The sequence below is a fragment of the Bradyrhizobium sp. USDA 3311 genome (genome assembly GCF_054062495.1).
On sequence record NZ_JBSSFI010000001.1, the window covers coordinates 7,094,575 to 7,119,015 of the forward strand.

18 protein-coding genes and 1 pseudogene are annotated in these 24,441 nt (G+C 62.1%); 4 read left to right on the plus strand and 15 right to left on the minus strand.

Going from position 1 to position 24,441, the window contains the following annotated elements:
• Nucleotides 1–3: 3 nt before the first annotated feature.
• From ACVWW6_RS34145 to ACVWW6_RS34200, 12 genes and pseudogenes are all read right to left on the minus strand, one after another.
• Entirely contained in the window at nucleotides 4–807 is an 804-nt protein-coding gene (locus ACVWW6_RS34145) for an SDR family NAD(P)-dependent oxidoreductase (RefSeq protein WP_011086404.1), read from the minus strand.
• A 7-nt stretch (nucleotides 808–814) separates the two neighbouring features.
• Nucleotides 815–2,497, minus strand: coding sequence for a hydantoinase B/oxoprolinase family protein (locus tag ACVWW6_RS34150; RefSeq protein ID WP_456682220.1), 1,683 nt, complete (start codon nucleotides 2,495–2,497; stop codon nucleotides 815–817).
• Nucleotides 2,498–2,509: 12 nt separating this feature from the next.
• Complete coding sequence (locus ACVWW6_RS34155; protein WP_456682221.1) at nucleotides 2,510–4,576, minus strand: hydantoinase/oxoprolinase family protein; 2,067 nt, start codon at nucleotides 4,574–4,576, stop codon at nucleotides 2,510–2,512.
• A 162-nt stretch (nucleotides 4,577–4,738) separates the two neighbouring features.
• Nucleotides 4,739–5,677 (minus strand): nitrogen assimilation transcriptional regulator NAC, encoded by a 939-nt coding sequence (gene nac, locus ACVWW6_RS34160; RefSeq protein WP_404522856.1) that lies wholly within the window; start codon nucleotides 5,675–5,677, stop codon nucleotides 4,739–4,741.
• A 155-nt stretch (nucleotides 5,678–5,832) separates the two neighbouring features.
• A complete protein-coding gene (locus ACVWW6_RS34165) occupies nucleotides 5,833–7,041 on the minus strand; it encodes an aspartate transaminase (RefSeq protein ID WP_028170717.1) in 1,209 nt (402 codons plus the stop codon).
• Nucleotides 7,042–7,095: 54 nt separating this feature from the next.
• Complete coding sequence (locus ACVWW6_RS34170; protein WP_011086399.1) at nucleotides 7,096–7,836, minus strand: branched-chain amino acid ABC transporter ATP-binding protein; 741 nt, start codon at nucleotides 7,834–7,836, stop codon at nucleotides 7,096–7,098.
• Nucleotides 7,829–8,599: an ABC transporter ATP-binding protein gene (locus ACVWW6_RS34175; protein WP_456682222.1), complete on the minus strand. Its 771-nt coding sequence runs from the start codon at nucleotides 8,597–8,599 to the stop codon at nucleotides 7,829–7,831. The genes ACVWW6_RS34170 and ACVWW6_RS34175 overlap by 8 nt, the downstream gene beginning before the upstream one ends.
• Nucleotides 8,596–9,583 (minus strand): annotated as a pseudogene (locus tag ACVWW6_RS34180) (branched-chain amino acid ABC transporter permease). Before ACVWW6_RS34180 ends, ACVWW6_RS34175 begins: the two are co-directional and overlap by 4 nt.
• 43 nt (nucleotides 9,584–9,626) lie before the next feature.
• Nucleotides 9,627–10,499, minus strand: coding sequence for a branched-chain amino acid ABC transporter permease (locus tag ACVWW6_RS34185; protein WP_011086396.1), 873 nt, complete (start codon nucleotides 10,497–10,499; stop codon nucleotides 9,627–9,629).
• A gap of 12 nt (nucleotides 10,500–10,511) precedes the next feature.
• Nucleotides 10,512–11,696: an ABC transporter substrate-binding protein gene (locus ACVWW6_RS34190; RefSeq protein WP_027544772.1), complete on the minus strand. Its 1,185-nt coding sequence runs from the start codon at nucleotides 11,694–11,696 to the stop codon at nucleotides 10,512–10,514.
• A 599-nt stretch (nucleotides 11,697–12,295) separates the two neighbouring features.
• A complete protein-coding gene (locus ACVWW6_RS34195) occupies nucleotides 12,296–13,255 on the minus strand; it encodes a hypothetical protein (RefSeq protein ID WP_456682223.1) in 960 nt (319 codons plus the stop codon).
• 888 nt (nucleotides 13,256–14,143) lie between these two features.
• The gene (locus tag ACVWW6_RS34200) at nucleotides 14,144–14,779 is read right to left on the minus strand and encodes a zinc metalloprotease (RefSeq protein ID WP_370204074.1); all 636 of its coding nucleotides are present in this window, start codon (nucleotides 14,777–14,779) and stop codon (nucleotides 14,144–14,146) included.
• A gap of 974 nt (nucleotides 14,780–15,753) precedes the next feature.
• On the opposite strand from ACVWW6_RS34200, the gene ACVWW6_RS34205 reads away from it, so the two are divergent.
• Together ACVWW6_RS34205 and ACVWW6_RS34210 are read left to right on the plus strand one after the other, a co-directional pair.
• Nucleotides 15,754–17,529: a caspase family protein gene (locus ACVWW6_RS34205; RefSeq protein ID WP_038967716.1), complete on the plus strand. Its 1,776-nt coding sequence runs from the start codon at nucleotides 15,754–15,756 to the stop codon at nucleotides 17,527–17,529.
• A gap of 140 nt (nucleotides 17,530–17,669) precedes the next feature.
• A complete protein-coding gene (locus ACVWW6_RS34210) occupies nucleotides 17,670–18,662 on the plus strand; it encodes a hypothetical protein (RefSeq protein WP_456682224.1) in 993 nt (330 codons plus the stop codon).
• A 27-nt stretch (nucleotides 18,663–18,689) separates the two neighbouring features.
• Here the strand turns inward: ACVWW6_RS34210 and ACVWW6_RS34215 are convergent, their stop codons facing one another.
• From ACVWW6_RS34215 to ACVWW6_RS34225, 3 genes are read right to left on the minus strand one after another with little or no spacing between them, the layout of a single operon-like run.
• Nucleotides 18,690–19,337: a DUF4384 domain-containing protein gene (locus ACVWW6_RS34215; RefSeq protein ID WP_011086390.1), complete on the minus strand. Its 648-nt coding sequence runs from the start codon at nucleotides 19,335–19,337 to the stop codon at nucleotides 18,690–18,692.
• A gap of 19 nt (nucleotides 19,338–19,356) precedes the next feature.
• Complete coding sequence (locus ACVWW6_RS34220; RefSeq protein ID WP_011086389.1) at nucleotides 19,357–21,156, minus strand: caspase family protein; 1,800 nt, start codon at nucleotides 21,154–21,156, stop codon at nucleotides 19,357–19,359.
• Nucleotides 21,157–21,195: 39 nt separating this feature from the next.
• On the minus strand, nucleotides 21,196–22,917 hold the full coding sequence (locus ACVWW6_RS34225; RefSeq protein WP_456682225.1) for a hypothetical protein: 1,722 nt from the start codon (nucleotides 22,915–22,917) through the stop codon (nucleotides 21,196–21,198).
• 183 nt (nucleotides 22,918–23,100) lie between these two features.
• Here ACVWW6_RS34225 and ACVWW6_RS34230 point away from each other — a divergent pair, with 183 nt between their 5' ends.
• Complete coding sequence (locus tag ACVWW6_RS34230) at nucleotides 23,101–23,358, plus strand: hypothetical protein (protein ID WP_236842226.1); 258 nt, start codon at nucleotides 23,101–23,103, stop codon at nucleotides 23,356–23,358.
• Nucleotides 23,359–23,456: 98 nt separating this feature from the next.
• Nucleotides 23,457–24,440 carry a DUF4424 domain-containing protein gene (locus ACVWW6_RS34235; RefSeq protein WP_038967721.1) on the plus strand — a complete coding sequence of 328 codons (984 nt, stop codon included), beginning with the start codon at nucleotides 23,457–23,459 and terminating at the stop codon, nucleotides 24,438–24,440.
• Nucleotide 24,441 lies beyond the last annotated feature (1 nt).

A 24,441-nucleotide genomic window follows, 5' to 3' on the forward strand; every position in this document is an offset into this window, starting at 1 on the left:
CTGTCAGATCTTTGGCTTGTCGCTCAGCCCTTCTGGCGCACCGACCCACCGGGCCATCTCGATATCGGCCGAGGTGTCGCGCATGAAGGTTGGGCAGATGTGCAACTCGGGGATCACTGCGCCCTTCTGCAGGCTGGCGCAGAGCAGCACGGCGCGTGCAACGTCGTGCGGGTGAAGCATCACGGCCCGCTCGCCTTCGAGCGGCGGCCGGGCGCGATTGTCCATGATCGGGGTATCGGTCTCGCCGGGCAAGATCGTCGTCGCGCGAATGCCCTGGTTGCGATAGGTGTTGTGCAGGAAGGTCATAAAATTCTTCACGCCGGCCTTGGCCGCGCCATAGGCCGCGCCGCCGAGCAGGTTCGGATTGACGACCGCGAGCGACGACACCGTGATCACCGTGCCTTCCTTCCTCGCGATCATGTCCTCCAGCACGGCCTGGGTGAGATTGAACACGGCGGTGAGGTTGACGTTCACCGTGGCGTTCCACTCGGCCTCGCTGATGAAGCGCGCGTTCAGCACCTTGCTGGCACTGCCGGCATTGTTGACGAGAATGTCGATCGGTCCGACATTGCTCTTCACCCAGGCAACCGTCTCCAGGATCGCGTCCCGGGAACCGACATCGAACGCGCGGGCGATGGCCTTGCCGCCCGCCTTCTCGATCGACGTGACGACCTCCTCGAGCGGGCCGATCCGGCGTCCTGTCAGGATAACCCTCGCACCTTCCTGGGCGAGCAGGATCGCGGTCTCGCGTCCGATCCCCGTTCCCGCGCCGGTGACGAGCGCGATCTTTCCGTCGAGCAGACTCATGATTCTCCTATTCGGCGGCCGTCGCCGCCAGGCTTGAGCGCTGATGGCCGTAAATCTGCCTCGCGGCCTGCGGCGTGATCAACCCTTCCGCGAGATCGAGCTCGATCGCGGCCGCGGAGCGCTCCGACGTCTTGCCCCAGCCGCCGCCTCCCGGCGTCTCGACCTCCAGGCGGTCACCCGTCTTCAGGACGACCTTGCCCTTGGGAAATTGCGGCTCGCCGTTCTTGTGCACCTTGCCGGCGCTGCCGGACCGGCCTCCGACGACCCCGAAGCAGGGATGACGCACCCGCTCGGAGGCAAGATAGATGTTCATCGGATTACGCCCGAGATTGCGCAAGATGACGCGCTGGCCAAGCCCGCCCCGGCTTTTGCCGGCGCCGCCGGAATCCGGAATCAGCTCCTTGCACTCGGTGAGCGCGGGGACGGCGATCTCGAACATCTCGATCGCGGTGACCCTGCAATTGGACGGGAAGCTCAGCGTGTCCAGACCGTCGAACTCGGCGCGGGCGCCCTGCCCGCCGTGAAAATTCTGCACCGAGCCGTATTGCGAACCGTCGTCGCGCCGGCCGACGCAGTTGGCGGCCCAGATCGGCGCGCCGCCGCTGTCGCCCATCACCTTGACCGGCACCACGCCTTCCAGCGCCTTGAAGATCAGCGAGGGAATGACGTGGCCGATCAGATTACGCGAATTGCCTGCCGTCCATTGCTCCGGATTGAGGATCGAGCCAAGCGGCGCCTCGTCGGTGATCGGGGTGATGCAGCCCTCGTTGTTCGGCGTATCCGGGTCGAGCAGGCATTTCAGTGCGTAGACCGAATGGGCGTAGCGGTAATTGGTCCGGCAGTTGATGGAATGGAGCACCTGGTCTGACGTGCCGGCATAGTCGACGTGGATGGAATCGTCGCGGACGATGACGGAGGCCTTCAAGGTCACATCCGTGTCGTAGCCGTCGAGCAGCACCTCGGCGGAATAGGTCCCATTAGGCCATTGCCGGATCGCCCGCCGCGTCTGCGCCTCGGATCGCGTATGGATGGCGTCGGCCAGTTCGTCGATGCTGTCGAGGTCGTATTCGTCGAGGAATTTCACCAGTTCGCGGCCCATCACATTGTTGGCTGCAACCATGGATTCGAGATCGCCCATCACCTCGGTCGGCAGGCGAACCGAGGCGGCGATGATGTCGAGCACGTCCTTGTTCGGAACGCCTGCCTTGTGCAGCTTCACGATCGGGAAGCGGATTCCCTCCTCGAAGATGTCGCTGGCTTCGGAATGCAGGGGAGCGCCGCCAATATCAGGCAGATGCGCGATCGAACCGGCATAGGCCACGACCTTGCCGTTCTTGAAGATCGGCGTGATCATCGTCACATCAGGCAGATGCCCGGTGCCGATCTCCGGATCGTTGGTGGCGAGCACATCGCCTTCTTCCAGAGTCTCAGCCGGAAACCTGGGCAGGAAATATTTTTGCGCGGCCACCGGCAGCGAGGTGATGAACACCGGAATCGACCAGGTGCATTGCGCAAGCGCGCGGCCGCGGCTGTCGAGCAGCACGGTCACATAGTCGTGGTTCTCGCGCACGATCGGCGAGAACGCGGTGCGGCCGAGCACGATGTCGGCCTGGTCAGCGATGAAGATCAATCGATTCCACATCACCTGGAGATTGATCGGATCGTTGAAATCGGCAGCGTTCACGGACATGGTGCGTCGTCCTCAGGCGATATTGATCACGAGATTGCCGTTGATGTCGACGTGAGCCGTGCCGCTCGGTCCGATGACCGCGGTGGACTCCCGCTGCTCGACGATCGCGGGCCCCTGGATCTCTTCGCCGACGGGCAGCTTGTAGTGGTCATAGACTGGCGTTTCGACGAAACCGCCGCGCTCGCTGAAATAGACAGAGCGCGTGCCCTTCCTGGCCTCGGCGGCATGTCGTGTGTGCGGGCGGGTCACCTGATCCTTTTGGCCGCTGGATCGCAGCCGCCAGGTGATCACCTCGACCGATGAGCCCGCAACGGTGCGGCCGAACAGCTCGCGATAGAGCTTGTAGAAATTGCCGAGCAATTCCTCGTGGAACTGCTTTGGCGGCAAGCTGCGATCCGGCAGCGCAACCGTGATCTCGTGCCCCTGGCCGACGTGGCGCATGTCGACCGTGTAGGTGTTGGTGAACGTCTCCGGCGCAACGCCAGCGGCACGGACCACCTCGGCGCCCTGGACCGCGAGATCGCCGAGCAGGCGATCCATCGCCGCGAAATCCCAATTGTCGACCTGCATCGGGAAGCTCGCGGACAGATCGACCGCGACCGGCGCGATCAGCAGGCCGATCGCCGAGGTGACGCCGGCGCCCGTCGGGCAGATGATGCGCTTGATGCCGAGCTTGCGCGCGATTCCATAGGCATGCACCGGACCTGCGCCGCCGAAGGCGACCATCGGCAGGCTGCGCGGATCGACGCCGAGGTCGGTCGCGTGCACCGCCGCCGCCTTGCTCATGGATTCGTTGACGAGATCGTGGATACCCCAGGCGCAGCGGGGAACGCTGACGTCAAGCGAGGATGCAAGCCTCGTCATGGCCGTGAGCGCGGCATCTTTCGACACCTTGAACGAGCCACCGACGAAGGACCCGGTGCCCATATAGCCGAGCAGGATATCCGCGTCCGTCACCGTCGGCTCGGTGCCGCCGCGCTGATAGGCGGCCGGTCCCGGCAGCGCGCCCGCCGAACGCGGTCCGACATCGAGCAGGCCGAGCGGGTTCTTCGCGGCGATCGAGCCACCGCCAGCGCCGATCTCGATCATGCGGATCGACTGGATCTTCAGCGGGAAGCCCGAGCCTTTGCGGAAGCGATGATAGTGCGCGACCTCCAGATCGGTGCCGACTGTCGGCTCGCTGTTCGGGATCAGGCACAGTTTTGCAGTGGTGCCGCCCATATCGAAGGACAGCACGCTGCCCTCGCCGGCGATGCGGCCGAATTCGGCGGCCGCGACCGCGCCCGCGGCTGGCCCCGATTCAATCAGGCGCACCGGCAGCTCAGCGGCGCGGATGCTCGGCACGAGACCGCCCGACGAGGTCATCCAGAGCACCTGGCGATTGATACCCCTGGCCGCAAACTCCCGTTCGAGATGGGCGACGTGTCCGGACATCTGCGGCCGCGTATAGGCGTTGACGACAGTGGTCGAGGCGCGGTCGAACTCGCGCACCTCCGGGCAAACCTCCGATGACAGCGACACGAAGACGTCCGGGTCTTCCTCACGAAGCAGCGCAGCGATTCGCTGCTCGTGATCAGGATATTTGTAGGCGTGCAGCAGGCAGACGGCGACGGATTTGATGCCCTCCTCGCGCAGCCGGCCGGCGATCTCGCGGACCGTCTCCTCCTCCAGCGCGGTGATGACCTCGCCATCGGCCGCGATACGCTCGACCGCGCCAAAGCTGTTGGCACGCGTCACCAGCGGATCCGGATATTTCAAGTTCAGATCGTAGAGGTCGTAGCGGCCTTCGTTGCGAATGCGCAGCATGTCCTGGAAGCCGGCTGTCGAGATGAAGCCGGTCTTGACACCCTTGCGCTCCAGCACCGCATTGGTGACGACGGTGGTGGCGCCAAGCACCTGCAGCCCGTTGAGATCGACGGCACTACCGAATTGTTCGAGCAGCTCGGACGCACCGCGAACCACGGCCTCGGCAGGGTTAGTTGGCGTGCTCAGCACCTTGTGGAGATGCAATTCGCCCTTGTCGTCGAGCAGCGCGAAATCGGTGAAGGTTCCCCCGGTATCGAATGCGAGCTTGGCCATCTGTTTCCTCGAAGCGATTGTCTTCGAGCGTAGAAAATGCGATTGCGACCGACCACCACAACTCCCGTCTGCCGCCATAGGTTTTGTTTATGGCCTGGCGAAACCGACGCGCTGCGGCTACTGCGCATGCAGGCGCGCGGCTTTGACGTTCGGCCGTGGCGCCTAGACCGATCGAATGCCCTGCGGATGGCTGCGCATTAGCTTCTCGACCACGGTTAGAAGCACCGATCGCGTGGCGAGCGCAGGCTCCGACAAGGGCAGATGGTCGGAGATGCACAGCGAGACGGTTGCCTCGATCGCAGGGCGAACCAGCCGCCGCACCTCGACACCGCCAAAGCTCGACGCGCTCGCGGCCACCGAGGCCGGCAGGATGGTCGAGCCGAGACCCTCGGTCACGGCCGCACCGAGCGCGGAGACGGATTCGATCTCGGAGACGACGTTCGGCGCCACCCGGGCCCGCGCCAGCGATTCGTCGATCAGCCGACGCAGGAAGTGCCCCTGGCTCGGCAGCAACAGCTTGACGTTGGCCAGCGCCGACAGTGGCAGCGGCTCGTCCGCCGGCTTCTTCGCGCCCGGCCCAGCAGGCGAAACAAGAAACAGCTCCTCGCGGAACAGCGGCTGCAGCTTGACACCCTTGATCGGGCCGGAGCCATAGATCATGGCCATGTCCATTCTGCCGGTCATAATCAGCTCGCTCAGCACATGGCCGAAACTGTCGTTGATATGGACGATGATCTGGGGATGCAGCGTCGACATCTCCTTCAGGATCGGCAGCGACAGAGTGCTTGACGCCGAGTAGGTCGCAAGGCCGATCGAGACGCGGCCGGCCAACGCCTTGTTCGATTGATCAATGTCGATCTGGGCCTGCTCGATCTGCTTCAGCAGCAATTGCGCATGACGGTAGAGGATGAGGCCAGCCTCGGTCGGGACGATGCCGTGATTGCTGCGCAGGAGCAGCTTGTGCTTGAAATGGCTCTCGAGCGCTGCGATCTGCTGCGACAGCGCCGGCTGCGCCGTGCGCAATAGGCCGGCGGCGCGCGAGACGCTGCCGGCGTCGACCACCTTGACGAAGCTCTTGAGCTTCCTGAAATCGACGCTCATCTGTGTCGAACGCTGGTCCTCAACCGAACGGGCAGCGCCCGCTCGGCCGTTCATGGAAACACGGTCTGGATCGATACTATCCTTTATCTAGCCTATTGATTTCAATCGGTTTCTTCGCTTGCGCGCCGATTTGGCAGGCAAGTCCGGCCTCGCACTCAGCGCAGCGCTCTGCAGGCCTTCTCGATGCGGTCGCAGGCGGCCTTGATGGCCTCCATCGAAGTTGCAATCGAGAGGCGGAAATAAGGTGAGAGCCCGTAGGCCGCGCCCTGCACGGCGGCGACACCGACATCATCGAGCAGATAGAGTACGAAATCGAGATCGCTCTCGATGACCTTGCCGCCCGGGGTGGTCTTGCCGATCACGCCGGCGCAGCCGGGATAGAGATAGAAGGCACCGTCAGGCACCAGACAGGACAGGCCGGGGATCGCATTGAGCCGTGCGCAGGCATAGTCGCGGCGCTCCTTGTAGAGCTTGACGCTGTCGCGAACGAACGACTGGTCGCTGGTCAGCGCATGGGCGGCCGCGGCCTGGCTGATCGACGATGGGCACGACGACATCTGCGATTGCAGCTTGTTGATGGCGGCGACCAGCGGCGCGGGACCGGCGGCATAGCCGATCCGCCAGCCGGTCATCGCATAGGTCTTCGACACCCCGTTGGCGAGCAGGACGCGGTCCTTGAGCTCGGGCACCGCGGCGGCAAGCGTCGTCGCCGGCTCGTCGCGGTACCAGATCTGGTCATAGATGTCGTCCGAGAGCACGAGGACGTCGGGATGACGCAGCAGCACGTCGCCGATCGCCTTGAGGTCTGCGCGGGAATAGGCCGCGCCGGTCGGGTTCGAGGGCGCATTCAGGATCAGCCAGCGCGTCTTCGGCGTGATCGCGGCTTCCAGCGCCTCCGCCGTTAGCTTGAACCCCTGGTTCTCGGAGCAGCGGACAATGACGGGCTTGCCGTCATTGGCGATCACCATGTCGGGATAGGAGACCCAATAGGGCGCGGGAACGATGACCTCGGCGCCCTCCTCCACGCTCGCCATCAGCGCGAGGAACAGGATCTGCTTGGCGCCGCCCCCAACGCAGATCTCGTTGTCGGCATAGTCGAGGCCAAGGCGGCGCTTGTAGTCGGCGATGATCGCCTTGCGCAGGGCGACAGTGCCGTTGACGGCGGTATATTTGGTCTCGCCGCGATCGATCGCCTCGTGCGCGGCCGCCTTGACGTGATCCGGCGTGTCGAAATCAGGCTCGCCGATCGCCATGTCGACGATGTCGCGGCCGGCGGCCTTCAGCTCGCGCACGCGGGCGGACGCCGCCGTGGTCGGAGATATCTTGATGCGCGAGACGCGCGCGGCCGGCACGAAGATCGTCACTGTTGTCGTCCTTTGCGTTGCGAATGCCGTCCACCTGCCGGGCGGACGCCTAGATCATTGTTCGACGTCGGTCTCACCGCGCATGCGGCCGGTGAGGAAGAGCTCGCCCAGCTCGTCATGGGTGATGTCGGCGGGACGCCCGTCCCAGATCACCTTGCCGAGCCGCAGGATGACGGCGCGCTGCGCCACGGCCATGGCCTTCTTGGTGTTCTGCTCGACCAACAGAATGGTCTGGCCGGCCGCGTTGATGCGCAGCAGCTCATCGAACACGATGCCGATCGCGGTCGGCGACAGACCGACCGAGGGCTCGTCGACGAGCAGGATCTTTGGCCGCTGCAGCACCGCCATCGCGACTTCGAGCAGCTGCTGCTCGCCGCCCGACATGTTACCGGCCAGCGTGTTGCGGCGCGTCTTCAGGATGGGGAAGAGGTTGTAGACATAATCCCGCTCCGCTTTCACCTTGCTGTCGCGCAGCGTATAGGCGGCCATCTGGAGGTTCTCGTCGACCGTCATGACAGGGAAATTGCAGCGCCCCTGTGGCACCCAGGAGATCCCTTCGGCGAGAATCGCGCGCGACTTGAGTGCGCTGATGTCCTTGCCCTGCCAGTTGATGCTGCCGCCCTTGACCGTGGTCATGCCATAGAGCGTCTTCAGAAGCGTCGACTTGCCCGCCCCGTTCGGCCCCATCAGCGCGACGAACTGTCCCTGCGGCACGTCGAGATCGACGCCGTTGAGGATGTCGAGCGAGCCGTAGCCGGCCCGCAGGCCCTTGATCGAGAGAGAGGGTTCAACCACCGAGATAGGCCTCCCGCACCGCCTGGTTCCGGACGATCTCGTCGGGCGTTCCTTCCGCGAGCTTGCGGCCCTGGTCGAGCACGACCACGCGCTTGCACAGGCTCGTGACGACGTCGATGTTGTGCTCGATGATGAGGAAGCTGACGCCGAACGAGGTGTTGGCGAGGCGGATGCTCTCGACCACACGCTCGATCAGCTTGGGATTGATGCCGGCCATGGGCTCGTCGAGCAGAATGAGCTTCGGCTCTGGCATCAGCATCGAGGCGAACTGGATCAGCTTCTGCTGGCCGCCCGAGAGCTTGCCGGCCGGCTGGAAACGCACGTCCCAGAGACCGGCGATCCTGATCAGCTCGCGTGCCCGTTCCCTGAGCGCCGCGACGCGATTGCCCGCGGCGGCGCCGATCCCGAACGTCGACCAGATGCCGGGAAAGGTGAACATCTGGCCGGCGATCACGAGGTTTTCCTCGATGTCCAGCGCGGAGAAAACCACGGTCTTCTGGAACGAGCGCAGCATGCGGCCTTCACGGGCGATATCGTTGAGCGACCAGCCCGTGATGTCCTGACCGTCGAGCTTCACAGCTCCCGCGCTCGGTCTTGCGAGCCCGGTCACGCAATCGAAGAAGGTGGACTTTCCGGAGCCGTTGGGGCCGATCAAGCCGCAGATCTCGCCGCGGTCGACATGCAGATCCACCCAGTCCACAGCGCGCACGGCGCCGTAGGACTTGCAGAGGCCGGAGATATCGAGGATCGGCAGCCCGTTCATTTGCGCTTCTCCAGGAATGACCAGAAGCGGCCGATCAGCGGCGCGAATCCGCTGGGGAACCAGAACACCAGGCCGAGCAGGAAGAAGCCATAGGCGATCATGCGCAGCTCCGGGGCGACGCGCAGCGCTTCGGTGAGCCCGACGAACAGCAGGCTGCCGAAGATGACGCCCGAGATGGTCCCCGCCCCGCCGCCGAGCACGATGATCAGCATCGTCGTCGAATAGTACATCTGGAAGGTCAGCGGGCTGACCACGGTCAGATAATGCGCATAGAGACTGCCGCCGAGCCCCGCAAAGGCAGCGCTGATCATGAAGACGACGAGCTTGTAGTGCCAGGTCGGAATGCCAACGGATTCGGCAAGCGTCTCGTTCTCGCGAATGGCGATCATGTTGCGGCCCGCCGGCGACCGAACGATCAGGTAGACGGCCAGCGTTGCCAGCGCAGCGATGACGAGCGTCAAATAGTAGAAGGCGACGGTTCCGGAGACCGTGAACGAGGCGGGCCCCAGCGCGAAATAGGGTTTTGGGATCCCCGCCAACCCCATGTCGCCGCGCGTCAGGCTGATCCAGTTCTTAGCGATGGCTTGACCGATGATGACGAAGCCAAGCGTGCACATCACGAACGACGTCGTACGCAGCCTCAGAGCGGGAATTCCGAGCGGCGCCGCAATTGCGCCCGTCACAAGGCCGGCGGCGAGGAAATTCAGATAGAACGGCGTGCCGAAATTGGACTGCCAGCAGCGCCGACGTATAGGCCCCAATGCCGAAGAACGCTGCCTGCGCCAGCGACAGCAACCCGGTGTATCCCAGCAGCAGGTTGAGACCATGGGCCGGCAGCAGGAAGATCAGCGCGATGATAATCGCGTGCAGCGGGTAATTGCCGAGGAATAGCGGTGCGACGCATGCCAGCGCGCCGAGCGCGAGGCCAAACGGAACGCGAAAATCCCGTCCCGTCGCCGCAACAGGGAGTTCGGCTGGTGCCATGGTCTGGTCTCGGACGATCTCAGTCATGTCACATCCATGGTAGTCAGAAGCGGGCCTGCGCGGAGAAGAGCCCGTGCGGACGCCACATCAGCACCAGCATGAGGGTCGCAAATCCCACGGTGTCGCGGAACTGCAGCCCGACATAGGTGGCAACCAGGCTCTCCGCGATACCGAGGATCATCGCCGCGACGAACGTGCCCCGGACGTTGCCGAGTCCGCCCATGATGATGATGGGCAGCGTCTTGAAGGTGATGAGCTCGCCCATGCCGCCGTAGACGCTGACGTTCACGGGCGCAGTCAACACGCCCGAGAGCGCCGCCAACCCAGCCCCGAGGATGAAGGTCCAGAGCGCGATGTGACGGACGTCAATACCGACCACAGCGCAGCACTCGATGTTCTGCGACACCGCGCGCATCGCCTTGCCCATCCGGCTGTAGGTGACCATCAGCTCGAGGCCGACGAACACGATGAGGCTGACGATGATGATCAGGATGCGCTGCTCGGCCAGTGTGAAACCGAACAGCGTCACCGGCTCGATATAGCCGCCGGAGAAGAACTTGTAGCTGCCACCGAACACCAGGATGACGGTGTTCTGCAGGATCAGCGCGACGCCGAGGGTCGCGAGCACGCCGGCCTCGGCCGGCGCTCCGACGATCCGCTGCATCACGAAATTGCCGACCACGACGGCGATGACGGCGGTGGCGACCACACCGATCACGACTGCTACCGGATAAGGCAGGTCGAAATATTCGATGGCGAACCAGGCCCCGAAGGTGCCGAGCATATAGTATTCGCCATGCGCGAAGTTGATGGCGCGCAGCACGCCAAAAATCATCGTCATGCCGACCGCAACGATCGCATAGACCGATCCTGATACGATGCCGTTAACGACCTGCTCTATGATCGTGTAGAACATGTGCGTGGCGCCCTATTTGGGATAATCGATCTCGGCCGAATAGGCTCCCTTGATGGCCGGCTTGCCGTTCTCGATCTCGAGCAGGATCATCGGCAGGCGCGCCTGATTGTGATCGTCGAAGGTCACCTCGCCGACCGCGCTCGCATAATGGATCTTGGACAGCGCGGTGCGGACCTTCTCGCGGTCGATGCTCTGGGCCTGCTCGATCGCCTTGGCCAGAAGATGCGTCGTCTCCCAGTGCACATAGGCGTGGTTGTTGGGGGCTTCACGAAACTCGGCAGTGAACTTGTCGACGAACGCCTTGCTTTTCTCCGACTCGTAGGCGGGAAGCCAGGCCGCCGCCTCGATCGCACCTTCGAGCGCCTTCGGCGCCGCCTTGATGGTCTTCTCGGTATTGAACTCGGCATTGCCGATCAGCGGAATCTTCCCTGCGATCCCGACCTCCATCATCTGACGCCCGACGATGGGCGTGGAATCGGCGTTGCCGTACATGATGATGGCCTGGGCGCCGGAATCGCGGATCTTGGACAGCACGCTGCGGAAATCCACCTCGCCCTCCTTGTAATAGTCTTCCGTCAGGATCTGGCTTTTGAAACGAGGAAGGTACTTCTTGGTGAACTCGATGGCCGCGCGCCCATAATCGCTGTCGACCGAGAGCACGGCGTATTTGGTAAAGCCCTTCTTCTCGGCGGCGTATTGCAGCACGATCAGGGCACGGTTTTCGTCGGTCGGATAGTTACGGTAGGTCCATTTGAAGCCGCCGACGCCCGCCTTGTAGGTGATCTTCGGATTCGACGACGCGGCATTGAGGAGAAGCACACCGGCATCCTCCACGACCGGCTGCATCGCGAGCGTCACCGAGCTCGATACGTCGCCGATGATGAAATCAACCTGGTCCTGGTCGATGAGACGGCGGGTTGCGGAGACACCCTCGACCGGCGTGCCCTGGCTGTCACCGGCCAGGACGTTGATCTTGCGCCCGCCGATGCCGCCGGCGCCGTTGATCTCCTTGGCCGCCATCTGGGCGCCACGCAGCGAGAACGCGCCATAGCGGGCATTCGGCCCGCTCATCGGCGCGACGAGGCCGAGCTTGACGGTGCCGTCCTCGGTTCGGGCGAAGGCACTGGAGGAGACGGCCTGAAGGCCGATCAGTGCGGTTCCCATGCAAAATCCGCGTCGGCTCAATTCGATTGTCATGTGCCCGCTCCGTTGCCGCTACAAAATGATGCGCCCGCGATCTCCGCCACTTCCGTGGTCTTGCTCTTGGAATTTTCTTCTGCGGCCGACGGTAAAAAATAGATTTACGTTCGATGACAGGGGAAGCATGACTGCGGTCTGCCGCCATAGCGAATTCTTATGGCGCCCCTGCGCTTTCGATTTGTCGCTCGATGCAGCTAGCGCTGCGCGCGCGAGAGCGGCTGCCAACAAATCCCCGCTTGAATCGCGTTCGCCCTGCGCTCAGTTCCAAACGGCCTCTTGCGGGCCCGCGCAGACCGGCGCGGACGCCGCATCTGCTACCCCGCGCCTCGACCGAAACTGTCGAAAAGTGCAGGCGGACGACCAGTCGATCGCACCGAGGCGGCGCCATCTACATCGGAAGGCCCGATCACGTTAGCTGTGAGGAGATTTTTCTTGATCTCCCGGTGCACACGTAGTGCACATGCCGCCCTCTAACTATCTGAAAGATCTGAACTCTCGCTCCAATCCATCATGGGGAAGTTTGAACTAGGTCCAGCCAACAAAAGCTAGCTCGGGACATGAACCACTGTATGCGGGCTTTGTCGGCCTCGGCATGCTCACGGCCCGCCAAACGGCTTTGGTCTCTCCAGCGGGATGAAAGCGCTCAGATGGGCTGGGTATGTCGACGCGCCGCCGCCTATGGTCGTGCCGGTGCTGATGCTCAAGTAGACGTCCTTCACCCCCTTGGGCGTTTCCAGCAGGATCCAGTTCTTGCTCACATCGCCTATGCCGATTGTCGTAAAGCGCATCGACTTGCCGAACTGCGAACAGGAGATTGGCTTTTCAGTCGTAAACGAATTCCACGGGCCATGCAGGGTACCCGATCTACCGCCAGTTTTCGGAAGGCTTAAGCCAAAGCCCAGGCCGACCGCCGCATAGACGTAGGTGCACTTCAAATTGTTTTCCGTGTCCCATATGGAGAACAAGGCGCTGGCAAACGCAATCCCGGCTCCAGCCCTGCCCTTCACGATGCGCTTGATGGCCACTCTCGCGGCGAACGAGATCGAACCGTCGACCTCAAGCAGCATGGCTATCTTGAAATTTCGACTGACTTTTGGCTTCGGCGGAACGGGTCGCGGCAAGTCTGGCTTTATGATCGGTTCGAAATAGACCTTCGGGAGCACCCAAAGGACCACTGATCTATCGCTGTCTTCGTCCAGCCTGTGATTTGCCGTCTGCGTATTGCCGATGGCGTGCGTCTGCATTTGCTCCGGGTGGATGCCCATCTCGGACAGAGACCGCGCGACTGTAATCACGCGGTTGGCCGACGTCGTCATATTCCAATCGGCCGCACCGATCCGGCTCGCGGAGCCCGTCATCCAGATCTGACCGGCGTCATCCTCGAGTAGGGGTACCACTTTGTTCTTCAGAAATTCGGAATGCTCTTTCTTCAAGCCCCGAAACTGGTAGCCGGCAAAGTCATCGAAATCGAAATTCCAGAGCCGCGCGTGCAGAACCCCCACTCCTGAAAAATCCAGATCGACGTCAACCCTGCCCGGACCAGTTTTGTGAAACATGTCTCTTCGACCTGCAGTGAACAGATAGCAACTCGTCGGCGATCGGCCGGACGGCGCAGGACCGCCTTGTTTTTAGTGCGGGCAAGAGAAGAGAAGTTCATGAAATCGGTAGCTACAACGAAGGTTGTGATCTTCTTCCCATTTCGATCTGGCGCCGAAGCAGTGTGCGCTGTGCAACGCGACATCATTGTCGCGATCGGAGCAGTGACGACCTAGGAGGGGTCGCGGTAGGACAGGCCGTGGAACTCGTACAGCACGACGACTTCGCGGAATTTCCCTAGACCTCGAAGCCCCTACCCGACCGCTGTCAAAGCGACAGCGCATCTAGATAGTACTTTTGCCGGCTTGCTCTGCGTCTGCCTGATCCCCATCAAAAACAAAGCGAAACGGTAGGCGTCGCCCAGCAGCCGCAGCGCAATATCGCGGAAGCACTTGGTGTGCTCGTTGGTGATTTGGCATTGCGTGTCAATTGCGGATGGCTTTGCGCAAAGCAGGCGAAGTGGTCACCGGTTCTGTGATCGCAATCATGGACTCTCGCGCTAAACGTCTGAGCTGGAGCGACGAGGTTCTCGCGAACAGGAACCTGGCGTCGTCTGCTCGATCTACTCTCACTAAGGCTGTCGCTGCCATGCGCGAAACGCAGTCATTCAGTTGCTTTTCAATTTCCGACAAGGGGCTCGCCAAGGGCTCCGCCTACGAGGCCCGGCGCGATGGAACTTGCCGCCTCGACGTCGGGCCGGGAGCACACGACTGCGTCGATTGCCACAATGTGATCGTTTGGCTGAATTCAGTGGAGACCGCCTCGCGCAGAGGACGTTCGGACCGTTTCGCGCGGACGCGCGACCTGCAGGACGACGGAGGCGACGACTTCTGCGGTCGGCCAACGACTTATCCACCAAATCGCTTGACCAGCTTTGAGCCCTTGGCTGCATCGATCTGCTGGCCAGTCAAGTCGGAGCCGGCGCTCAATCCTATCGTCATGAGGTTCTTGACGCGCTGCGCCGCCTGCTTCTCATTGGAATAATCGATCTCGACGTGATCAAGGCTCATCAGATGACCAAGCTCGTGAGCCCAGGCGCGTCCATTGGCGTGGTCATTGCCATACCACTGGACGAAGCTTGCCGGCTCGGGTTCGCTATTGGGGTATGAGCCTCCGCCAGCGGACAGATTTTCGATCGAATTGACGAGGTAGATGTGGATGGCATTGTCCGGATCGTGCCGAGAGGTAAGAACACCCAGCAATCGCTGATCATTGCTGCGTGCGCTCTTTGCCATGTCGAGCGGCTTCTCCATCAAGCAATCGCTGATCACGAACGCGATCTTGGCCTTTGACCAGATCGTATTGACCACGTCGAGCGCCTTCTTGGCCGTGTCGCTGCTCCATTGCCTGGGCTCAACGACCCCTCTCTCGGCAAATGGCGTGATGTAAATCCTCAAGGGAATAGGCATTAGCTTCTCCGAAGTTCGGAATTTGCGATTGTATCTCCGCGTGCTGTCCTCCGCAATTCGGAGGACTGATTTCATTTCGACTCTACCGAAGGAACAATGTCCGGGGGACATGACCCCGATGGAGATTCACCGCACCGGTTACACCGACATCCAAGAAGACGCCGATCTCGTGTTTCACCGTCGGGCACCGGCAGTATAGATAGGGCGAGCCGGCTATTTGCCGCGGGCTACCGCGTCTGTTTGCTTATCGACGCCCAGTCTGCTCGACGCGTCGGATCAGGCGACGTCGGGCTCGATGTGGCTCAAGCTCGTCATTGGATCGTGCTGCGCTCGGGAACTTGAAAATGACGGTCTTCATTTGGGGAGATGAAGAGTACAAAGGCCACAAGAACGTCCTCTCTCACGGAGGATCAGCTCCTGGAGAACTTCTACGGCTTCGTGGTCGCCAAGCCATAGCTCGATGGACGAGTCGAATTCTTCGCAAAGTCCATCACTGCCCGAAGCCGAACTGACGGCCTTGCTCCGCGCTGTTGACCTGATTGCAAGCTGCGACCGAGACGGTCGATCCGCGAGCCCGTCCTTGGACTTCACGTCCGCTCGATCGCCGTCAGCGGAACTTTCGTTTGAACCACGTCAGAGCCTTCTGGTGCGCTGCCGCGTGCAGGCCAGCAAGAATGTAATAACTGTTTTACATCAACATCTTATACCGAGGTCGCACGACAGCACAACATTGGCGGGCGCCCATCATCCACATGAATCGGCGCACAACGCCCGGCCGCAATAATCCTCCGCACCTTTTGAACGCCTCCGCATTTCAAAACAACACATAGGAATGGATCGGGCTCGAGATCGGTACTGTATGCAGACAGGCAGCCGCCAGTAGCGTACGAATTCAGGAATTATTTCTTACGCGGCCGTCCTCGCGACGTCACCATTCTACGGGCATAGGTTGGGTGTTCGCCATGAGATTGTACAGGCACCTCAGGGTTTGTCTTCTTCTCGCCGCTTCGCTGTTCCTGGCCTCTCAGCCAGCCTGGGCGACAAAGCGCGTGGCTTTGGTGGTCGGCAATTCCAGCTATCAAAACGCCCCACTGCTTCCAAACCCGGCCAATGACGCTGCGGCCATCGCCGCGACCTTGAAGGGCGCAGGTTTCGATGTGGTTGACTCAAGGCTCAACCTCGCCGCGACCGACATGCGGCGGGCCCTGAGAGAATTCGCCGATCAGGCCCGCAATGCCGACATTGCCTTGGTGTACTATGCTGGCCACGGTATCGAGATCGACGGGACGAACTATCTGATCCCGACAGACGCCAGACTCGAGCGTGACACGGATATCTATGACGAAGCATTCTCGCTCGACCGTGTCCTGCTGGCGATCGAGCCTGCGAGGCAGCTGCGCGTTGTGATCGTCGACGCGTGCCGCAACAATCCGTTTGCCGACTCAATGAAGCGTACAGTTGCCTCGCGATCAATCAGCCGCGGGCTGGCCAGGGTCGAACCCGCCGTCTCCAACACACTGATCGCGTTTGCGGCGAAAGCCGGACTAACCGCACTCGATGGCAACAGCAAGAATAGTCCGTACGCGACGGCTCTCGTGAAGTATATTGCAAAGCCGGGGCTCGACTTGCGCAGGGCTTTCGGCTTCGTCCGCGACGATGTCTTGCAAGCCACGGGCAACCGACAGGAGCCCTATGTCTACGGCTCGCTGGGCGGCGAAGACGTTGCACTTGTTCCGGCTGCCAAGGCCGAGGAGCCGATACAAGCAGCCAACCCCCAGTCGGAAATTCGTCGCGATTACGAATTGGCCTTGCAGCTCCGCAACAAGCCCGCTCTGAACGCGTTCCTGACCCAGCATCCAGACGGATACTACTCAAATCTGGCCAAGCTGCAGCTTAATCAGCTCGAGGCCGAGGACGCACGCGTCGCGGCGACGGCGAAAGCGCAGCAGGCCGAGCAGCAACAAGCTCGCCTGATGTCCCAGGGCGCCCAGCGTGCCGAACAGGAGAAGGCGGCCGCGGATCTGAAGGCTGCGGAAGAGGCCCGGATTGCCGCCGAGAGGACGAAGCAAGCGGCGCAGGAGCAGGCCACCGAGGCGGAACGGAAACGGACTGCATCCGAATCTACAATCGTCGCTGCACTCTCCGGGAATAAGCCGGCCGTTGAGAGTACCGTCGCGGATAACCCTACGGCCGCTGCGCCCGGTGAGTACAGCAAGACGCCCAAGCTTGCGGCACTGAGTGACGAGCCGCGCCAGACCGATATCGCAAGAGCCGATATCGCCAAGTCCGTACAAGGCGAATTGAGCCGCGTCGGCTGCTTCGCCGGCCCCGTCGATGGCCAATGGAATGCGGCCTCGCAGCGCTCGTTGGCTCTCTTCAACCGGCACGCAGGCACCAAACTGGACGTCAAGCTTGCAAGTCTGGATGCTCTTGACGCGATCAAGCTTAGGCCATCGCGGGTCTGCCCGCTGATCTGCGATCGCGGCTACAGGCCCGACGGCGACCAGTGCAGTAGGATCACCTGTGCCGAGGGTTCGTTCCTCAACGACGACAATGAATGCGAGAAGCGACGCGGGAAGAAACCGGTTGCGAAGCGCAACACGGACGAGCGTCCGTCACGTGCGGATCGTCCGGCCCGCGAGAGACCGGAGCCAACAGCCGACGTTCCGCGGCGGCAAGCAACTGTGAAGAACAGCGGCGGCGGCAGTGGTCAGATCGTTTGTGATCAATCTCTGTGCCGTCAGGTCAGTCGCGGCTGCCACCTCGAATACCGCGGCGGGGGCGGCCCCGGGGGCAACGTAGGTAATGTCGAGTCCTGCCGCTAGCAACGCGCAAGGCTGCCACGGCGTCATGGAAGGCCAGGAGGCCGCGCGGATTTTGGTGTCGAGAATGTGTGACGGGCAGCAGAGCTTAACACCAGGTCAGCCAGGTCCTTGCCTGGATTGGCCGAAGCGGAGCGACCTGTGTGGTTGCGTGTGAGCTTGAGCAAAAGGACGCCAACGCCTTTCCGGGGGTGACGCTCTTCACGAAGCGGCAGGCACCCGGCATGAAGCCGACGGCGGTTTATCTTCCGCCAAAGCACCCAACAGCTGCCACCAAGTTCGATGTCGTGATCTGGCTTCACGGCTTCTATGTCAAAAACCATGAATTCCTATTCCACAACGATCCAGCGCGGCTGCGCGAACAGGTCCGGGATTCCGGCAAGGACGTGGTGCTTATCGCGCCGTTCCTGGGCTACGAATATGCCGTTGGCGACACCTTTGCCGGAAACTACAACGTGTCTGACCTGGCAACCGCGAGCTGGGGCGAACGCTATCTCGAGGAGGTCCTTGGAGCTCTTGCCAGGTTCCTGGGTCTCTCCTCGACGTCCATTCCTCAGCTCCAGATCGGCAAGCTCATCATCGCATGCCACTCCGGCGGCGGTAACGGCATGCGCAATCTCGTCGGGAACCTTGGAAAGTATCAGGGCAAGCTGACGGCCTGTTGGGGATTTGACTGCCTCTACGGCGCCAATGCGCGGCCCGACGATGCGACCTTCTGGTATCAGTGGTTGTCTGGACAGAGCGGCCGCGCGCTCGAGATCGTGTATGGTCCATCAACTCTCCCGCAATCGGTGAAGCTGGACCTGATCGGGCGCGGGCTGGCGACGGCCGATGGCAATCAAGCGCAGCCACAACGCCCTGCTCTCAAGAACCTTAGCGTAAGGGTCGGTCATTACGACCTGTTCCCGGCATTTGGCCAGATGGTCAGGGTCAACGACCTGGACCCGGCTTACGTGGATCGCTTCATGATACCGCAAGTCGCTGACCAGCCGCGTCTGCACCACAAGCCGGCGCCACAGCACGGGGAATTCCTTCAGGGCGCGATTTCCAACGTTCGCAGCGCTTTTCCCTTTCCAAACGACATTCATTACATGATCGCCCGGGGTGGCTTCTTCAGTCGGCTGAGCAAGCTTTAGCCTTCACAGGCCTTGGCCTTGCCGGGCTCACTTGATGGAATAGGATTTGACGTCGAACGACCAATTATTCGTCACCAGCTTTCCGCTGCCGTTGTCCGGCACGCGCAGCTCACTGGTCCAGGCCGTTAGATAGCTCAACGCCTCGGCCTGATCTTGTAGCTTGCGCGGCAAGTCCGGCAAATCGAGCAACTGCACCCGCCGCTCGCTCAGGATGGCGATCATCACTGCTGACCCAGTCGGCGGTGAGACGACATATTCAAAACCACGCTGCCGAGCCGCCGGGGTTGGAACGACAAATTCGACGCCGGGCTTGACGAGATTGATGTCGCGTCCGTCCGACTGCGCCAATAGCTCGGGAGTCGGAAAGATCTGGGACATTCGCCCTTCCGCGTCGACGTCGACGAGAATGAGATATCCCGGCTTCCTCGCGGTGACGCCGAACGTGACCTTGCCGCCGAGGTTGACGGTCTGACCCGGCAGGATCTGAAGGGACACACTCGCGGTATTGGCCTGCCTGCGCGCCGCTTGTACGGGCCAAAGCCAGGGTGCATACGTCGTGCCGACATTCAGCGATGCCGACGGCAACGGTGCTGCGGACGAAGCTCCGCTACCCGCCAGCAGCAGCAGGAATGCGAGCCATGGTCGCTCCCGGCGGATCGGCTGCGATGACGGCATGGCCTGCTCTCCCTAAAAGTCAGGGAGCACTGAAGAAGCCGACCGAGGCGATCCGCGCGTCCGCAGGCAAGTACCGCTCGAGGCTCTTGATCACCTGCCCCGAAGCGCGGCGCCGGTTGAGCTGCATCAGGACTGTCTCAAGATCGACCATGCGTTGCTGCGAGGTCACTGCAACGATCTGTTCCGCGCCGAACGGCTCGCCGACCCTGAGCGGTAGGCGCAAACTCGCCGATCGGGCCAGTGCCGCATCGGAACCCACCGGATACAACAATTGGATGGTGCCATCGCCAGACACATTGAACAGCAACACCGCTCTTGACCCCACATCAGACAGATCAACTTCGACAGTCTGGCCAGCACGCTGTTGGCGATCGTCCGGCCAGATGCGCATGATCTGCGGCGACCGGGTCGCAATGCGCTTCAGTTCACGAATTGCCGCTGTCCGGTCAACGACCGTCGGCAGGCTGGCAACGTCGATCCCGTAGGCGACTACGTCGCCCCACGCGATCACGTCGTGCGACACGGGATCCCAGATCAGGTCGGGATTGTCCGTCGGTTGAACAGCCTGCACGGGAACATCCTTTGGCGCCACGCTCGCAAAATAGTTCGTCTTGCCGTCGAGCGCCGCCAGCCGGATTGGCGCAGCGAGACGGAGGGGGGCCGGCGCGTCGCCGGTCGGAAGTTCCTTGGTCGCCGCCGCGGCAAGGGTGGGAATGTTTGGTGCCTTGGCCGTGACAGCCGGCGGCGCGGGCGCTTGTCCCTCGACGGGCGCCCCGGATCCGGCCGGGCCGGAGGCCGCTCTCGCGGCCGGCCCCTGAATCAGCACGACACCGCGCGTCAATTCGAAGGCGATGTCGGTATCCGGCGTCTGAGGCGGCGATGATATGGTCACGATGTTCTGGCGCTGGTCCGAGAGCTGATAGACCACCTGTCGAACATTGCTGAAGAGCTCCTTGAGCGTCACCTTCCCATCGTGATTGATGTCCGCGCTACCCTCCACCGCCCGTGCGACCGCATAGCTGAGAGCCCCGCGCAAGCCATCGATGCCAGGGATGCGGACTTCCGGCGCCTTGGTGTAGCGGTCCACCGCAGCCAGGAACGCCGTGTGGTCAAGATCGAGTTCTGACTTCGGATCGTTGCTGTCCGACACCGGCTTCAGTTCGTCAACCAGCAATGTGTAACGCGGCACCTGCCGGAAGCTCATCTCAGCGGCACGCGGATCGATATCGCGCACCATACCGCCGCCGTGGCAGGTATCAGCCACGAAGATCACCTTCGCTCCGCGAAGCTCGAACTGCCGGATGAAATGGTTGAACTCACTGCCCAGAACACGTTCAATGGACCCGGTTGGCGTGGTTTCAAAGCCTGGCAGCAGGAACACGTTTTCCATCCCGTCCGGCTCCGAGCCCTTGACGCGCTCCGGCTCCTGGGTTCCATGACCTGCGATCGACAGAAAGATGAGGTCGTTGTTCTTGGTCCGCTCCACCAGTGAACTGATCTCGCGCAAGATGCTTGCCCTGTCGGCCTGTGCGTTAGTCAGTACGACGACGTCGCCAACCCCCATGCTCTTCAAGCTGGTCACGATGTCAGTGGCGTCGGCGACCGCGCCCTTCAATTTCCGCACGTGCTGATAGTCATCGATCCCGATCACGAGCGCGCGCACCGCCGCCCCGTCCGGATTGCTGATCGACAATCCCCCTGTCGCATGCGCGTGCGGGGATATCAGCCCGATCAACGCAGCGAGCCCGATGGTGGCGCATAGCCGCTTGATCCCGCAATCAAGTTCCCTGGGCATCCGCATCGTGATCCACCTCGACATCCTTCCTATCCATTCTGTAGCGCCAGCGACACACCGGGTTCAGCGCCTTTTGCTCGCCGTCTTGCGGCCCGGCTGCGGTTCGGCCTCTTGATAGGCGCTCGCTGAGACTGTCGCCTGGTCATCCGCGAACGCCCGAAAGCGGACCGGAACGTAGCCACGCGAAAGCAGGCTCGCCAACGGGTAGACGTTGCGGCAGACGCGACCGTTGCAGCCACCGGTCGAGGATTCCATCACCTCGGCCTTGCGATCGGGCGTGAACCGCAGGAACAACATCACGTGCGAGCCCGGCTTGTTCAGCGCATCGCCGGGCCTCAGGTCCCAGGGATTTGCCACGGGGGCTGCGATCGCAGGAATAGCGGCAGTCGTGTAGTGGACAGAAAGTCCCCACGCGGCGCTGACGAATGCCGAACAGTCGACGCCAGCCACATCCGGCCTTGGCGCGTTGCGAGTGCACACATTGCCAGCCAGCGCTCCGCTGTCGATCCGCTGCCGGAAGTTCGCGAGCGAACCGTGGCAGCCCCAGCAATAGGGCACACCGCGCACCTCCTGGTTCACTTTGCCCTGCAGATACCACGGCCGCCGAATACGACTGAAGCCGCTGCATTGGCTGTCGGGATCGCTGCCGTAGTTCGACTGCGTCAGCTTCCACTGGATGCCCTCGAATGCAAACGCGGTCTCGATAGCCTGCTGGCGATTGGAAGGTCTCACAGCGGCCGACGCGTCGAATTTGACGCCGGATTGCGGTGCTGGCGCGGCTGCCGTTCGCGACGGCCGCACGTCGATAATGGAAGCGTTGGTCAGCGGCCGGAAGCCGACGCCAACCACTTCAATTCCGTCCGGCTTGGTCCGGAGGAAATAGACATCGCCATCGCCCGAAACCGTGACGAACCGCCGGGTCAGCGGCGTATTTTCCAAAGGAAGCTCATAGATTCCCTCGAGACGGCCGTTCGCAGCATAGCGTGCGACGAACGTGGAGGCGTTCTTTCCCGATGGCGGAACGTCCTCGGCAAGCACATAGAAGCGGTCGCCGTTGTCGATCTCAAGAAACTCCACCGTTCCGAGCTGGTTGCGCACCCGCAGGCTTAGCTGTCCGATCGTCTCGTTGGTGACCATGGTCTGGATCTCGACCCTTACGCTGGCATTGCCCTTGTCCGGAACGATATCGGCGATCACCGAGCCCTTACTTCGAGAAGCCACATATTGCCGGTCGGGCTGCCGCGTCGTCTTGACGATGGCCGCGCGGGTATTCTGGTTGAGCAAGTCGGCCGCGCTGCCGGGCGCCTGCGATCCCATCTGGGCGAAAGCGGAGACGGCGACCTGATCGTCCGCGCTACGGCTCGAGACCTCCTCAAGCTGGATCACGTCACCACCGATTCCGCGCGTGGACTGCCCTGGCGCCGCCTTCAGCGTCCGTACGCCGCCGTCCCAAACCATGATGTCGTCGTTGTGGACCACGAGATCGGTCGGCTGGACGTCTTTCGGCATCTTGAGGACGTCAGGATCTGAGTTCGGCTGTTTCGGGTCAAACTGCAGGATGCGACCGTTGACCTGATCGAGCACAAACAGGTTGCCCTGCCCGTCGGCGCTGAGTGCTTGTGGTCCCGCGAGTTCCACGTCCTCGCTGGCCGGAACGATGCCGACCATGGAAGCAGCCAAACCGCTGGCAAAGCTGCGGACGACAGTATCGTCGGCATGCGCATTGGTTCCGAAAATGCCAGCGCCAACGATGAAGACCCAGATCCAACGATTTGGACGAAGCATGTTCGCCTCAATGTACCCCGAACCGATCGCCGCGTCGGATCGACTAATCCGAGATGCCGTTAATGCTGCGCGTCAATTAGTGGTGCGCAATCTCAATCACGTTCAATTCTATCACTTGACGGTGATAGTCCGAATTCTCTTCAGCTTGCGGTGCAAAACATGGCCCGGAATAGATTTGAGAAGGTGAGCGAAGTTCAGCCCGACGCGATCACGCTGCTCCTGAAACGCGACAATGACGGCGCCTCCGGATCAATCGTGCTGCCGGCCGCCGCGAGCCGGGGACGGCTGACCACCGACCAGATCAGCGCGCAATTGCCGGCGCAGGATGCTTTTCGCGGCGCGATCCGGCTGGCAAACGACGTAAAGCTGGCGCTGGTGGTGTGCGATCCAGACGGGGTCTGGAAGTCCGAGTGGGGCGATCTTTATCAGCCGATCGATTGACCCGCATCGGATGGAACCAGCATATGTTGCGACGCCGCATGGAGACTAGCTTGCCGAACGGAGCCTGCATCCGACCGTCGTTCCGGATACGGGCCTTGATGGTCGCGCTGCTGGTTGCGACGGGCTGGCCGGCACGCGCCAACGACTCGGCTGCGGAATTGTCGATCGGCGGGCTCCAGTTCGTACGCACCAATGACGTGGCCATGGAGAGCGAGAACCTTAGTATCGGGCTCGACAGAATCAGTGTTCGCTACCAATTCGCCAACGTCACTGCCAAGCCGGTCACGCTTACTGTTGCCTTTCCGCTGCCCGACATTGACCTGTCGGAGGCTGAGAACATTGCACTACCTTCAAATGATCCGATCAACTTCGTCGACTTCGAGACCAGGGTCGACGGCAGCCCGGCGCCGCTGACCGTCGATCAGCGCGCCATGGTTGGCAACAGGGATGTCAGTGCCCTGCTCCGCGAACTCAAGCTACCGCTGCTGCCGATTGGTGGCCGCGAGATCCGGCTGAGCGACCTGCCCGCGGCGACTCGGACCCGGCTCGTGGACGACGGACTTATGATGCCTGCCGGAATGAGCGACAACGGTCGCCAGCAGTATGCGCCAGGCTGGGTTATCAAGACCTCGGCTGTGCGCCAGCAGGTGTTTCCGCCCATGCGCACCGTCACGGTCGAACACCAGTACCGGCCGAGCGTCGGCTCCAGTCCTGACACCATCCTGCGCCCGAGCCTACGCCGCAGCAGCGCACTGGGTCAGCAAGTCGCCCGTTACCGGAAAGAATACTGCGTCCAGGATACGTTCCTCGCCGAGCTCGACAAGCGCGCGGGCAGTAACCAGATCAACAGCGCAAACCTGCAGGAGAGGCGCATATCATACGTGCTCAAGACCGGCGCGAATTGGGCCGGGCCGATCCGGTCGTTCAAGCTGACTATCGACCCAGGCGGCAACGACCGCTTGGTGAGCTTCTGTCCTGGGCGGCTCAAGGCATCGTCTGCTACCGGAAATACGCTTGAATATACGGCAAACGACTTCAAGCCGGATGCCGACCTGAAAATCCTGGTGATCGGAACATTCTGAG